Below are 14,065 nucleotides of genomic sequence, written 5' to 3' on the forward strand. Positions count from 1 at the left end.
GTGTCAGTCACAACAGAAGGTGTTTGTAGATGGTTAAGAACACAGCCGTAAAACTGGCCGCTCTTTCCTTACTGGTTTTGGGATTGCTTGTTTCAGGTTGCGTAACCACTACAGACAGCCGGTTTACCCGTGAAGCCGACCGCGAAAAAGCCCTTGAGAATTACGTCAAACTGGCTTCCCGGTATATTGCTCAGGGAAATCTGACGCGTGCGCGGCATCACCTTGAGCGCGCGTTTGAAATCGATGACGACTATGCACCCGCATTAGCGACTATGGGGTTGGTTTATAGCGCTGAAGGGGACGAGCGGCTGTCCGAGCAAAGTTTCAAAGATGCCGTTTCTGCCGATGGCAAATACACTCGCGGCAGGGTGTATTACGGTGCGTTTCTATACAGTCAGGGCGAATATGACAAAGCCGGGGCGCAATTCGCGAAAGCGTCTGAAGATACTGCCTACAAAGACCGGGGTGGTGTTTTTTACAACCTGGGCATGACGCAGGAAAAGCTTGGCGATCTCAAACAAGCCGAACAGGCATATCGCCGGGCGGTAGAGTTGACCCGTGGCGAGGCGCGTACTCTGCTATCGTTGGCGCGTGTCTTGGTGGAGCAGGGTGATTACTCGGCCGCTTCGCGTTATTACTCCCGCCTTCAGGTCATGATTCAGAACACGCCCAGATTGGTGCATTCTGCAGAGAGTTTGTATACAGGTATTCGGATTGCGCGACATTTTCAGGATCGTGATCAAGAGGCCAGTTTGGCCCTCTTGCTGAAAAACGAATTCGCTGAGTCAGATGAATACCAACAATATAAGGTGCTGGTTGCGAATGGTCAGTGAAAAGCCGGAAAATTACACGCCTGCGGAGCCTGTTGGCCAACAGTTAAAACGGGCACGGGAAGCGAAAGGCCTTTCCGTGTCGGCGATTGCCGAGCAGCAGCATCTACGGCCTTCGGTTGTTCAGGCTATCGAAGCCGGAGATTACGAAAAGATTGACACCGAGTTGTTTCTGAAAGGCTATGTCAGGGCCTATGCCCGCCAGGTGGGTTTGAATGCCGACTCGGTGATACGTGATCTTGATGTTGAATTGGCTCCGGCCCGAAAGCGTCGTGAAGAAGCGTTGCAAGCTAACCCGTTGGTTGATATCGAGCGCCGTAAGAAACGGAAACAGCGAGTCGCCAAGGCCATCTTATGGCTTTTGTTGATCGGTGTGGTGGTGTCTATCGCTTTGTATTTCGTGACGCAGAAAGAAAAGGCTATCGATGATCGTGCTGCACCTTCGGCTGAAACTACGATGAATGACGAAACCGAGGTGAGTGATCGTTTGCCGGAACCGCTTGCGGCAGAACCCGCCAATGAAATGCTGATTGATGAGCCTGCCGAAGAGGTGGCGGCGACGGATACTTCAGACGCGGCAGAGCCGTTGGCTGAAGACGCTGGCCTACAGAGCAGTGCCGGGGAGCCTGCGGTGTCGGCCGATTCGACTGATCCCGTTGAACCATTGCAGGCGCCGCTAGAGCCGGCTCAGACACCCGATGTTGACCAGGCCGCGGCGGTTTCCTCTGCGGGGCGGCTCGAGATGACCTTTCGTGGTGACTGCTGGATAAAAGTTACCGATGCCACAGGTGAGCGTCTCGCTAGTGGATTACGCCGACAGGGTGATAAATTAGATGTGCGCGGCACACCACCATTGAACGTGGTTGTCGGTGCTATGAGTGCAGTGGAAGTTATCCAGTTCCAAAATGAAATACTCGACAAGGGTAACTTTCGCGTTGTGAACAATCGGTCAGAGTTCACACTCGAACCCTGAATTAAACGTCCGGATATAGTGTTGGTTCCTGTCAATGAAACAAGATTCCCCGATCAAAAGACGTAAATCCCGGCAGATCATGGTTGGTGATGTGCCCGTAGGTGGCGATGCACCTATCGCGGTTCAAAGCATGACCAACACCAATACCTGCGATGTCGCTGCGACGGTAGGGCAAATTAACGCCATTCAGGAGGCCGGCGCAGATATCGTTCGGGTCTCCGTGCCGTCTATGGAAGCCGCAGAAGCCTTCGGTCAAATTCGCAAGCAGGTTTCGGTGCCGTTGGTTGCGGATATCCATTTCGATCATAAAATCGCACTTCGGGTTGCTGAGCTTGGTGTTGACTGTTTGCGGATCAACCCGGGGAATATCGGCCGTGACGATCGAGTGAGCGCTGTGATCAATGCCGCCAAAGATCGCAATATTCCCATTCGTATCGGCGTCAATGCGGGCTCTCTCGAAAAAGCGCTGCAGCGTAAGTACGGCGAGCCCACGCCCGAGGCGTTGGTTGAATCCGCCATGCGCCACATTGATATTCTGGACCGACACGATTTTCAGGATTTCAAGGTAAGTTTGAAGGCGTCTGAAGTGTTTATGACGGTCGCGGCCTACCGCTTGATTGCAGAACAAATTGAGCAGCCTTTGCATCTCGGCATCACTGAAGCCGGCGGGTTCCGTTCAGGTACGGTGAAATCTTCTATCGGTTTGGGCATGTTGTTGATGGACGGCATTGGCGACACGATACGTGTATCGCTGGCAGCTGATCCGGTTCAAGAGATCAAAGTCGGCTTTGATATCCTGAAAAGTCTGCGCTTGCGCAGCCACGGTATTAACTTTATTGCGTGCCCGAGCTGTTCCAGACAGAACTTCGATGTGATTCAGACCATGAACGATTTGGAAGCGCGGTTGGAAGACGTGAACCGCTCGTTGGATGTGGCAATCATCGGCTGCATCGTTAATGGTCCGGGCGAAGCTCGCGAAGCAGACATCGGTTTGACCGGTGGTTCGCCGAAGAATCTGTTTTATCTTCACGGAAAGCCAAACCAAAAGTTGGTCAATGAAACGCTGACGGATGACTTGGAACGGTTGATTCGAGAAGAGATTGCTCGTCGCGAAGAGCAGGACTCGTTGTTGATCGCTAAGTCCGAAGACTGATCTCCAAACACTTATTTAAAGAAGCAATCAGGGTTTTACATTGGCTAAAATTCAGGCAATCCGGGGGATGAATGACATTCTTCCGGACCAGACACCTGTCTGGCAGTACGTTGAATCAACGGTTCGCAAAGTGCTTTCCCAATACGGCTATCAGGAAATACGCATGCCGATTGTGGAGCAGACCGATCTTTTCAAGCGATCCATCGGCGAAGTCACCGACATTGTCGAAAAAGAAATGTATACCTTCGAGGATCGCAACGGTGACAGCCTGACCCTCCGCCCCGAGGGCACAGCAGGTTGCGTGCGTGCTGCTGAAGAGCATGGTTTGCTGTTCAATCAGACGCGCCGCCTGTGGTACACCGGCCCGATGTTCCGTCATGAACGCCCGCAGAAAGGCCGTTACCGCCAGTTCCATCAGATTGGCGTAGAGTGTTTCGGCATGGCGGGTCCGGACATCGACGCTGAGCTGTTGATGTTGACGGCTCGCTTATGGGATGAGTTTGGCTTGACGGCACATGCTCGCCTCGAGATTAACTCCATCGGTACCAGCGAAGCCCGAAAAGTATACCGGGAAGCATTGGTCAGCTATCTCGAGCAGTATCATGATGAGCTGGATGAAGACAGCAAGCGCCGTTTAACCACCAACCCGCTTCGAATTCTGGACAGCAAAGACCCGAATACTCGCAAGTTGCTCGAGAATGCGCCGAGCTTGGGTGAGTACCTGGACGAAGAGTCTGTGGCTCACTTTGAACAGCTCAAAGCATTGCTGGATGCCGCAGGTGTGGCTTATACCGTTAATCCGGCGCTGGTTCGTGGCCTCGATTACTACGGTAAGACGGTGTTTGAATGGGTTACCGAAAGTCTGGGTGCACAAGGAACAATCTGTGCCGGCGGTCGTTACGATGGGTTGGTTCAGCAGTTGGGCGGCAAACCCACGGTGGCGGTCGGCTTTGCGATGGGCCTGGAGCGTCTGATTTTGCTTCTGGAAACTCTCGACCTGATTCCGGGCGAGGTCAATAATCAGGCCGACGTTTATGTCACCGCGATGGGTGAGCAGAGTGTGGCCCCGGCGATGGCGATTGCGAATACGTTGAGAAATGCGTTGCCCGGCAAAGTGGTGATTACCCATTGCGGTGGTGGAAGTTTCAAAAGCCAGATGAAGAAGGCCGATCGCAGCGGTGCTCGCTATGCGGTGATTCTTGGCGAAAATGAGGTGGCGAATGGCACCGTAGGGTTAAAGCCGTTGCGGGATGATCAGGCCCAACAGGAAGTCTCGCAGTCAGAGTTAGCTAATGTTCTGGCGCCACTGCTATAAAAATTCGACCGATTAACGGGCAACAACTAATAATTAACAGGAGTTTTCATGGCTGAGTTACGCACCGAGGAAGAACAGGTTCAGGCGATCAAGGACTGGTGGAAAAAGAACGGTAGCTCACTGCTAATCGGTATTGGTGCAGCCTTGGCGATCGTGTTCGGTTGGCAGGCTTGGCAAAACCATCAGGCCCAAGAGCGCGCAGAAGCCGCGAATCAGTTTACAACGCTGCTGACAGCATTCTCGACAGGCGACGAAGACAGCAACAACACTGTTGAATTTGTAGCCGAGTCGTTGCGTGAAGAGCACGATAGCAGCGCTTACGCCATTTACGGTAATCTCGTGTTGGCCCGTCAGCAGATGATGGTAGAGAACAACCCTGAAGCAGCCGTCGAATCGTTGCAATGGGCTTTGGAAAAAGCGACTGACTATAAGGCATTGTCGCTGGTGATTCGTCATCGCCTGGCGCAAGCTCAGTTTGCTGCTGGCCAGCACGACGGAGCTTTGGAAACCCTGGATGGTGCGAGTGACGCGAAAACCTTCTCAGCAGTTTTTTCCGAGCTGAGAGGCGACATCCTTCTCGCCAAAGGCGATATGGAAGGAGCTCGAGAAGCTTATCTTACGGCTAGAGAGCAAGGCCCGTCTCGTGGTGGAGATCTGCTGGAACTCAAACTGTCTGACCTTGGTGTCGGGGAGGGCGCTTGATGCCTTTGGGGCGCAACAAACCGTTCGGACTGATTTCATTGTGCGCGGCCTTGGCCGTGTTGCTGGCTGGGTGCAGTTCCAACGACACGTTTGAGCAGCCGGCGCCAGTGCCGGAAATTGAAACCTCTGTTGAATTTGAGCGGGTTTGGAAAATGTCCGTTGGCGACGGGCACGACGGCGAGTTTCTGCAGTTGGCTCCGCTTTATGCGGGAGATGTGATCTACGCGGCTTCTGCGGATGGCCACGTGGTTACTGTCGCCGCCGAAGACGGAAAAGTCGTTTGGGAGAAAGAGCTCGATGAACGGGTTTTTGCGGGCCCCGGTGCCGACGGGCGACAGCTTTACTTAGTCACCCGCGACGCAGAATTGATTGCGTTGTCTAGTGAAAACGGCAGTGAAAACTGGCGTGTCGATTTGCCGACAGAGGTGCTGGCAGCGCCCCAATCCAATGGTTCTTTGGTGGTTGTTCAAACCACGGATGGGCGAGTGATCAGTTTCGATACCGCGAAGGGCGAGCAGCTCTGGCAGTATGAGGCGCAAGTGCCGGTGCTGACCATGCGCACAGCTGCAGCACCTCTGGTAGGGGCTGATATTGTAATCGCGTCGTTCGCCAATGGGCGAGTGATAGCCTTGACGGCAGAGAATGGCCAACCAGTGTGGCAGTATCAGGTGGGCCAGGCCCAAGGGCGCACAGAGTTGGAGCGGTTGGTTGATATTGGCGGCCAGCCACTGGTGCTGGATTCCGCTATTATGGTAGTCGGTTACCAGGGAAAACTGGCGTTGATCGACATCCGATCAGGGCAGGAGATCTGGAGCCGCACAGCATCCAGCTTCTATTCACCGGCCATAGGTAACGGTAATATCTTCCTTGCAGTGGCAAACGGAGACATTGTGGCATTGCGGGGTAATGACCGCCGAGAGCTTTGGGTGCAAAGTGATTTGGCATGGCGCCAGGTGACGCGTCCAGCCGTGACCGGTGAACATCTGGTTGTCGGAGACTATGAAGGTTATCTGCATGTCTTGCAGATGAGCGATGGTCGCCTGGTTGGCCAAACGAAGTATGACAGTGACGGTATCCGCGTACCTGTCCAGGTACTGAGTAATGGTAACCTGTTGGTTTATGGTAACGGTGGCAAAATGTCGGTTCTCAAGCTTGAGCAAGAAGACTGAAGCCCCGCTGAAATGACCCGGCTCAGGCCGGGTTTTTGTTTCTTTGTATAGCAGATAATTATGACCCCAGTAATTGCCCTTGTAGGACGCCCAAACGTAGGCAAGTCCACCTTGTTTAACCAAATGACCCGGACTCGGGATGCGTTGGTTGCGGATTTTCCGGGCCTGACTCGCGATCGGAAGTACGGCGAAGGTTTCTACGAGGATCGAAAGTTTATTGTTATTGATACTGGTGGGCTCACAGGCCAAGAGGCCGGTTTGGACTCGGAAATGGCTCAGCAGTCCCTTCAGGCCGTGGACGAGGCGGATATCGTATTGTTTTTGGTGGACGGCCGAGCCGGTCTGACCGCCGGCGATGAGGTCATTGCCGACCACCTGCGCCGCTCCGACAAACAAGCCCATTTGGTGGTTAATAAAACCGATGGGCAAGATCCCGACGTGGCAGCAGCTGACTTCTACAAGTTGGGTTTTCAATCGGTTTTCATGATTGCAGCTGCCCATAACCGAGGTGTCCGGTCCTTGCTTGAACATTTGCTTCCGGAGCCTGAAGAGCCTTCGGAGCAAGACCGTGCGGATCGTTATCCGGGGATTCGTATCGGCGTGGTGGGGCGCCCGAACGTGGGCAAGTCCACGCTGGTTAACCGCATGCTCGGAGAAGAACGGGTTGTGGTTTATGACATGCCCGGCACAACGCGTGACAGCATTTATATCCCGTACGAGCGGCACGGTCACGAGTACACCCTGATTGATACCGCGGGTGTTCGCCGTCGTAAGAACGTGAAAGAAGTCGTTGAGAAGTTTTCCATCATCAAAACGTTGCAAGCCATTGATGATGCCCATGTAGTCATTCTGGTGATCGACGCGCGGGAAGGGTTGGTCGATCAGGATTTGCACCTGATCGGTTTTGTGCTGGATGCTGGCCGTTCGCTTGTCATTGCGATCAACAAGTGGGATGGCATGGATTCGGAAGACCGGGCCAAGGTCAAAGAGCAGGTAGCGCGCCGTCTGGACTTCCTCGATTACGCAGACAAGTACTATATTTCTGCATTGCACGGTACCGGTGTCGGCACCATGTACGAGTCTGTTCAGGCTAGCTACGAATCATCCATGGCCAAGTGGCCAACGAATCGCCTGACAGCCATTCTCGAAGACGCGATTGCCCAGCACCAGCCGCCCATGGTTCATGGCCGACGCATTAAGCTTCGGTACGCTCACCAGGGTGGGTCCAACCCGCCGGTTATTGTGGTGCACGGAAACCAGGTTGGTTCCTTGCCGGGTGCCTATAAGCGTTACCTGGAAAATACCTTCCGCAAGGTGTTGAAAGTGGTTGGCTCACCCATTCGCTTCGAGTTCCGTGGCGGTGAAAACCCCTTTGCAAACAAAGTGGATCGCCTTACGCCGAGGCAGCGAGTCAAGAAAGATAACGATATGAAGAAAGGTCGTATCGTGAAGAGAGTCCGGCAGAAAAGCACCAAACGCTGATCTGCCGGGTTTTGCTTGATCAACGAGCGGCTCAGGCCGCTCCCGCATCTTCAACTTGTTTCGCCTGAACACTTGTCAGGGCGATGGTGAAGACAATGTCTTCTACCAGGGCGCCTCGCGAGAGGTCGTTCACCGGTTTTCTCAAACCCTGCAACATCGGGCCTACACTGACCACGTTAGCGCTTCGCTGAACGGCCTTGTAGGTTGTGTTGCCGGTGTTGAGGTCAGGAAAGACGAATACAGTCGCCTTGCCCGCCACTTTGCTGTCGGGAGCCTTTGATTTGCCCACGCTCTCGATTACCGCTGCGTCGTACTGAAGAGGGCCGTCGATCAGCAGGTCTGGCCGGCGTTCACGGGCAATACGTGTGGCCTCCCGCACTTTCTCTACATCTTGTCCGGTTCCGGACTCTCCTGTGCTGTAACTGATCATAGCGACAACCGGCTCAATCCCGAAAGCTTCTGCCGACTCGGCGCTCTGTATGGCGATGTCTGCCAGCTCCTCAGCGTTCGGGTCAGGGTTAATGGCGCAGTCGCCGTATACCAGCACCTGTTGCGGCAGCAGCATGAAAAATACAGACGAAACCACCTTGGCGTTATCGTGCGTCTTGATCAGCTGCAGAGCAGGGCGGACGGTGTTGGCCGTGGTGTGTATGGCGCCCGAAACCAGTCCGTCGGCTTCGTCCATGGCCACCATCATAGTGCCGAGAACCACGTTGTCTTCGAGGAGCGCTTCGGCTTGATCCGTGGTGAGTCCCTTGTGTTTGCGAAGCTCGACCATAGGTTCAATGTAGCGTTCTCGAACGGCCTGAGGATCGATAATCTCCATATCGTCCGGGATTTGAATACCCAGAGAATCCGCAACCGACTGCACTTCGTGAGGCGCAGCGATCAACGCGCAGCGAGCAAGGCGTCTTTCGTGGCAGACAATGGCTGCCTGGACGGTTCGGGGCTCACTACCTTCCGGCAAAACGATGCGTTTATCTGCGGCACGAGAGCGCTCGGACAGTTGGTAACGGAAGGCTGGAGGCGACAGCCGACGTTGTCGGGCCACTTTCAGGTGCTCTTCAAGCCAGGCGGTGTCGATGTTTTTCGCGATGGCTTCCATAGTCTGCTCAACCCGTTCCGTGTCATCGATAGGTACCGATGGGGAAAGGCCGGCCAGCCTGTTTGCAGATTCATAGGTGTTGTTATCCGAGCCCAGGATCGGGAGCCCGGTATCGAGTGCGCGCCGGCATAGCTCGATAATGTTGTCATCAGGCATTAAGCCACCGGTTAGCACCAAGCCGGCAAGTGGCACGCCATTCAGGGCGGCAACGGCCGTGGTCACGATGATATCGTCGCGATCGCCCGGTGTGACCAGCAGGGTGCCGGGCTTCAATATGTCTGTCATGTTGCGAATGGTGCGCGCGCACACGGACACTTTTTGCACCCGGCGCTGATGCATCTGGCCTTCGTGCAATACCTTTATACCGAGCTCGCGGGCCACGTCTGATACGCGCGGTGCAAGGAGTTGGGGATCCCACGGGATTTGGCCAAGCAGGTGGAAACGCTTGGATGAAAAGACGTTGCAGGAAGTTCGGAAATCGGTCTCGGGTGTTTGAGCCTTCGAATGCAACGACAAGTCCGGGCGGGATTGGCGCGGCTCGCCCACTTTATTGAGGATGACGGCAATCACTTCGGGGTCAGACGGTGCTGCGAATAACCGTGCCGAGAAGTCGAGCTCTTCATCGAGCTCCTTGGCTGAGCAGTCTTTGGGAGCGCTCACCAGAACCACTTCGGAACCGAGGTTGCGTGCTACCTCTACGTTTAATCGGGCAATGTAGGTCTCGCCACTGTCTGGCACGAGCCCTTCGATGATAACGACATCGACGTCTTTGGCGACTTTCTGGTACTCACCAACCACGTTCTCCAGTAGCAGGTCTGCTTTACCTCGGTTCAGTAGCTGTTGCGCTTCTTTTAACGGGATAGGGTCCGGCACCTGTTGTTCGCCGTGGGCTCTTACAAACGCGACGGAGGAGTTTTTTCCGCCGTTGTGTATGGCCTCGCCCTGGTGGACAGATTGAGTAAAGGGCTTGTAAAAGCCAACGCTAACGCCTTCTTGTTCCAAAGCTCTAAGCAGCCCGAGGCACACCGAGGTCAACCCTGAGTTCATTGAGGTTGGCGCAATAAAAAGACTTTTTGCCATGATGTATCCAAATTACGGTCGTGTGTTGTCAGATGCCAGCCAGTCGGCTGGCCTCTTGGGCGATCACCAGTTCTTCATTGGTCGGGATAGTGAGAATCGGAAATCGCGAATCGGGATGGCTCACGCGATGATCGGTGTTTTTACCGTGCTGTTGATTCCGCTCAGGATCGATCGCCAGACCGAGCAGCGACAGGTGTTTGATGGTTTCCTGCCTTACCTGTGCGCTGTTCTCACCAATACCACCGGTGAAGACTACGGCATCCAGATGGGTGAGGGACGCAGTCATCGCACCGATATACCGGGCCAATCTGAAACAGAATACATCTATCGCTAATCGCGCGGGTTCGTCACCGTGTTCGGCAAGTTCGCACAGAGTGCGCATGTCGTTGGTATGACCGGATAGGCCCAATAGCCCGCTGTCGTTGTTGAGCATAGTGTGAACTTCGCTGGCGCTTACCCCGCGGCCAGACAGATAATCGAACAATCCCGGATCAACGTCACCGCTGCGCGTGCCCATCACAAGCCCTTCCAGAGGGGTTAGACCCATGCTGGTATCGACGCTTTTACCGTCTTGTATGGCGGTGATGCTGCAGCCGTTCCCCAAGTGGGCGGAAATAATCGATGTGCTCTCGATAGGCTTTCCCAGTAGCCGGGCTGCTTCCTGAACCATAAAGTGATGACTGGTGCCGTGAAAACCGTAGCGGCGCACGCCCCAATCTTCGTAGCAGTGCTTAGGCAATGCATATCGATAGGCTTTTTCGGGCAGGGTTTGATGATAAGCGGTGTCAAAAACCGCGACCTGAGGCACCGATGGAAACAACGCTTGCATGGCATCCATGCCCACCAGGTTCACTGGGTTGTGGAGTGGGGCAAGACCCGAAACCTTTTTGATGGCTTGTATGGTGCCCGCGTCAATCAACGCGGATTCACGGAACGTTTCGCCGCCGTGAACAACGCGATGACCGATGGCGATCGGCTGACCTTGGAGCAGTTCTTTCTGGCTGAAGGTTTCGATCAGCACTTGGAGTGCGTTTTGATGATTCGCGTGCGCGGGCAGTTCAACCGGCTCATTGCTGCCGTTTATGCGAGCAATTGCGTCTGCTTGGTTTAGCCTTTCGGCCAGCGCTGATGCTTTCTTCTGATGGTGTTTGTCGAAGAGTGCGAGCTTCACAGAGGAGCTGCCGCTGTTTACAACCAGTATTGATTCGTCCATGGGTAAGGCCGTTTTGGTGCTTATATATGTGCTCGGTGATTGTTCTCGAGCCAGTGGATAAAGTCCTGCTCAGGCAGGGGGCGACTGTAAAAGTAGCCTTGGGAATAATCACAATCTTCTGATTTCAGGAAGTGTGTTTGTGCTTCGTCTTCGACGCCTTCAGCAATGACTCTTAAGCCTAAGCTGTGGGCCATGTTAATGATGGCCCGGACCAGTGCGAGGTCGTCGGTATCGGTAAGAACATCCTGAACGAACGACTTGTCAATCTTAAGCGTATCGAAGGGATACGTCTTGAGGTAGCTCAACGCCGAGTAACCGGTTCCGAAATCATCAACTGACAGACGAATGCCGGCGACATCAAGTTGTCGGAGAATGTCGGCTGTCTCGATGGTGTTATCCAGAATCAGTCGTTCGGTAATTTCCAGTTCGAGCAACTCGGGTTTGAGGTGGCTGTCAGCCAGTGCCTTGTGTACCACATCCGTAAAGCCGGGGTCCCGGAACTGTCTGGGTGAAACGTTCACGGCAATCCCGATGTCGTAACCGGTCAACGCTTGCCAGCACTGGGCCGCCTTGCAGGCTTCACGAATCACCCACTCACCGATGGGAATAATAAGCCCTGTTTCTTCCGCCAATGGGATGAAACGATCCGGCATCACAGTGCCGAGCGAAGGATTGTTCCATCGCAACAGCGCTTCGGCGGCGACCAGTTTGCCTGACGATGTCTCGACAATGGGCTGGAATACCAACTGGAACTCATTCAGCTCTAACGCCTTTCGCATGTGAGACTCCATGTGAAGGCGTTCGTGGGATACCTCGGTCATTTCCGGAGTGAAGAGCGCGTAAGAGCTTTTGCCTTGGTGCTTGGCTTCATACATAGCGGCATCGGCGTGTTGGAGCAGTGTTCCACTGGTGTCGGCATCATTGGGGAAAATGGCGATGCCGATGCTGGTTGTCACGAAGACTTCTTGTGCATGAAGCATGAAAGGGGCGGAGAAGGTGAGCAAAATACGCTGAGCAACCTGCAGGGCATCGTTCTGCTCAGTCAGGCCGGGGAGTATAACCAGAAACTCATCACCGCCCAGCCTTGCAACCGTGCTTGTACCTCGAAGGCAGCTGGATACTCTTCGGGCTGCCTCCACCAGCAGGGTGTCGCCTGCGTCATGGCCGAGCGTGTCGTTGATGTGCTTGAAATTGTCGAGGTCGAGAAACATGACGCCAACTTGTGTTGTGTCCCGGCGCGCTTGTGCAATGGCGAGCTTCAAGCGGTCCAGGGCAAGCATTCTGTTCGGCAGACCGGTGAGGATATCGTAATTCGCTTGCCTGAGCAGTTGCTGTTCATAGCGTTTTCGGATGCTGATGTCTTCCCCGAGTATGAGGTAGCCCGTGGTTTGGCCATTGGCACCTTTGATCGGTGTGATCACCAGCTGCTCCCAGTAACGTTCGCCATTAGATCGAGTGCTATTGACCTCGCCTTGCCAAACGCCTACTCGCTGAACCTGGAGGCGTATCGATTGCCAAAGTTGTTGGGCTTCACGTTCATCCACACTTTGGCTGATGAGGCTGGATGGATGTTGGTTCTTTATGTCTTTGGAGCGGTGTCCGGTAAGTTGCAGGAACTTTCGGTTCGCGTACTCAATCTGCCAGTCTTTATCACAAATCAGAACGGACGAAGGGCTTTGGTCTATCGCTTCGGAGAACTTCAGAATTTCCGCGGCATCGTGTTCACGGCGCGCGATGTCTTCATTCAGTCGCTCTCGCATCTGGTTGATGGCATCGGTCACCATGCCAAGCTCATCTTTGAAATGATTTACGGGCTCCGGGCGGTCCAATTGCAAGGGACGACTGAGGTCATCGAGTGATAGATCGCGGGTGTACTCGGCCATCGCAGTTAAATGACGGGTAACCAAATGCCGGAAAATGGACAGGATAACGATTGAGACCACAAAAATAGTCAGGAATTGGGTAATCAGGGTAACGCCAATCTTTGTTTTCAGGTCTGCGTACACGCGATCAAGGCTGGCCGTGATGGTCAGGCGCCCGAGTCTGAAGAGCTCCCCTTCCTGATGGTTAAGATCGAAACTGTGGCTGAGCGTTTTCGAGCCGTTGTTGAGATGTCCCATGACCAATTCTGAATCGGGTTCGATGCGCAGACGCAGATGGGATATGTCTGGCAGGCTCAGAATGCCTTCCATCTGGGTTTGCAAAAGCTTTTGATCCAGTGCCCACAAGCTTCGGGTGAGGCTGGATGCGTAACCAGACTCAATGACATCCATTCTGTCTTCGATATCGTTCAGGTCTTGTCGGTAATCAAAGTATATCTGGATACCGGATGCCAGCAGTGTCAGAGCCGAGCTAAAGATGAGTATCCAGCTAAGCAGCCGGAATGAAAGGGGAGAGGTGCGTCGAAATCGTCTTAATCGACTGGAGATATCGGGCATGTTTTTAGTTTGGTCACCGCATGTGGTTCCGAGATGAGCCGCCATATCCCTGGCAATCCCTAATTTGAGCATGTAAACAAGTTGTTAAAAACTGACTATAGCAGCAGTCTTTTTCAAATGCTTAGGATTTGCGTCTTGGTAATAGCAAAAGGAGGTGCACTTCTCAGCTTCGGTGGGCAGCTCTGGCAGCGACCCGTATTTGATGCAGATCAATACTCAATTCCGTGCAGCGCGTAAGCTGAGCTTATTCAATTTGAAACAGCTAAAGCGTTGTTGGAGGTGTTTATGTTTATGGATGTGGTCGTGTTTGCAGGAATTGCAACTGTATTGCTGATGATCAGCTTTTTTGTCGGTGTTGCTGTCTTTATCGTCAAAGACCAGGAGCGACACGATAAGAAAGCGAAAAGCGGGATAGGCCGAAGCCAAATGGGCTTGTCGTAGGAAGAAAAAAATTGGCGTCCCCTAGGGGGTTCGAACCCCTGTTGCCGCCGTGAAAGGGCGGAGTCCTAGGCCACTAGACGAAGGGGACGCAACGTTTTCTTGACTTGCCTCGTCGAGATGGCGCGTATATTAAGTATCGACCGCGGGGCTGTCAACGATTATTT

The 14,065-nt window shown here is 53.8% G+C and carries 11 protein-coding genes and 1 tRNA gene; 8 read left to right on the forward strand and 4 right to left on the reverse strand.

Translation table 11 applies throughout. The annotated features are described in order from the left end of the window. Positions 1–29: 29 nt before the first annotated feature. From pilW to der, 7 genes are read left to right on the forward strand one after another with little or no spacing between them, the layout of a single operon-like run. Positions 30–833 (forward strand): type IV pilus biogenesis/stability protein PilW, encoded by an 804-nt coding sequence (pilW, locus tag Q9245_RS14165; protein WP_305897792.1) that lies wholly within the window; start codon positions 30–32, stop codon positions 831–833. Then, positions 823–1,803: a RodZ domain-containing protein gene (locus Q9245_RS14170; protein WP_305897793.1), complete on the forward strand. Its 981-nt coding sequence runs from the start codon at positions 823–825 to the stop codon at positions 1,801–1,803. Before pilW ends, Q9245_RS14170 begins: the two co-directional genes overlap by 11 nt. A gap of 34 nt (positions 1,804–1,837) precedes the next feature. Next, a complete protein-coding gene (ispG, locus tag Q9245_RS14175; RefSeq protein WP_371824823.1) occupies positions 1,838–2,956 on the forward strand; it encodes a flavodoxin-dependent (E)-4-hydroxy-3-methylbut-2-enyl-diphosphate synthase in 1,119 nt (372 codons plus the stop codon). 40 nt (positions 2,957–2,996) lie between these two features. Beyond that, positions 2,997–4,271: a histidine--tRNA ligase gene (gene hisS / locus Q9245_RS14180; RefSeq protein ID WP_305897794.1), complete on the forward strand. Its 1,275-nt coding sequence runs from the start codon at positions 2,997–2,999 to the stop codon at positions 4,269–4,271. A gap of 48 nt (positions 4,272–4,319) precedes the next feature. Next, on the forward strand, positions 4,320–4,973 hold the full coding sequence (locus Q9245_RS14185) for a tetratricopeptide repeat protein (protein ID WP_305897795.1): 654 nt from the start codon (positions 4,320–4,322) through the stop codon (positions 4,971–4,973). Beyond that, on the forward strand, positions 4,973–6,142 hold the full coding sequence (bamB, locus tag Q9245_RS14190) for an outer membrane protein assembly factor BamB (protein WP_305897796.1): 1,170 nt from the start codon (positions 4,973–4,975) through the stop codon (positions 6,140–6,142). Before Q9245_RS14185 ends, bamB begins: the two co-directional genes overlap by 1 nt. Before the next feature lie 60 nt (positions 6,143–6,202). Beyond that, positions 6,203–7,624 (forward strand): ribosome biogenesis GTPase Der, encoded by a 1,422-nt coding sequence (der, locus tag Q9245_RS14195; RefSeq protein WP_305897797.1) that lies wholly within the window; start codon positions 6,203–6,205, stop codon positions 7,622–7,624. Between the two features lie 31 nt (positions 7,625–7,655). Here der and pta read toward each other — a convergent pair whose 3' ends face one another. Genes pta through Q9245_RS14210 form a run of 3 tightly spaced genes read right to left on the reverse strand, consistent with a single transcriptional unit; the run spans position 7,656 to position 13,460 of the window. After that, positions 7,656–9,809, reverse strand: a complete 2,154-nt coding sequence (gene pta / locus Q9245_RS14200) for a phosphate acetyltransferase (protein WP_305897798.1) — start codon at positions 9,807–9,809, stop codon at positions 7,656–7,658. 28 nt (positions 9,810–9,837) lie between these two features. Continuing rightward, entirely contained in the window at positions 9,838–11,022 is a 1,185-nt protein-coding gene (locus Q9245_RS14205) for an acetate/propionate family kinase (protein ID WP_305897799.1), read from the reverse strand. A 20-nt stretch (positions 11,023–11,042) separates the two neighbouring features. Further along, positions 11,043–13,460, reverse strand: a complete 2,418-nt coding sequence (locus Q9245_RS14210) for an EAL domain-containing protein (protein WP_305897800.1) — start codon at positions 13,458–13,460, stop codon at positions 11,043–11,045. Positions 13,461–13,745: 285 nt separating this feature from the next. On the opposite strand from Q9245_RS14210, the gene ccoM reads away from it, so the two are divergent. Continuing rightward, a complete protein-coding gene (gene ccoM, locus Q9245_RS14215; RefSeq protein WP_305897801.1) occupies positions 13,746–13,901 on the forward strand; it encodes a cytochrome c oxidase subunit CcoM in 156 nt (51 codons plus the stop codon). A gap of 12 nt (positions 13,902–13,913) precedes the next feature. Here the strand turns inward: ccoM and Q9245_RS14220 are convergent. After that, positions 13,914–13,989, reverse strand: a tRNA-Glu gene (locus Q9245_RS14220). Positions 13,990–14,065 lie beyond the last annotated feature (76 nt).

Source organism: Marinobacter sp. MDS2 (assembly GCF_030718085.1).
GTDB lineage: Bacteria > Pseudomonadota > Gammaproteobacteria > Pseudomonadales > Oleiphilaceae > Marinobacter.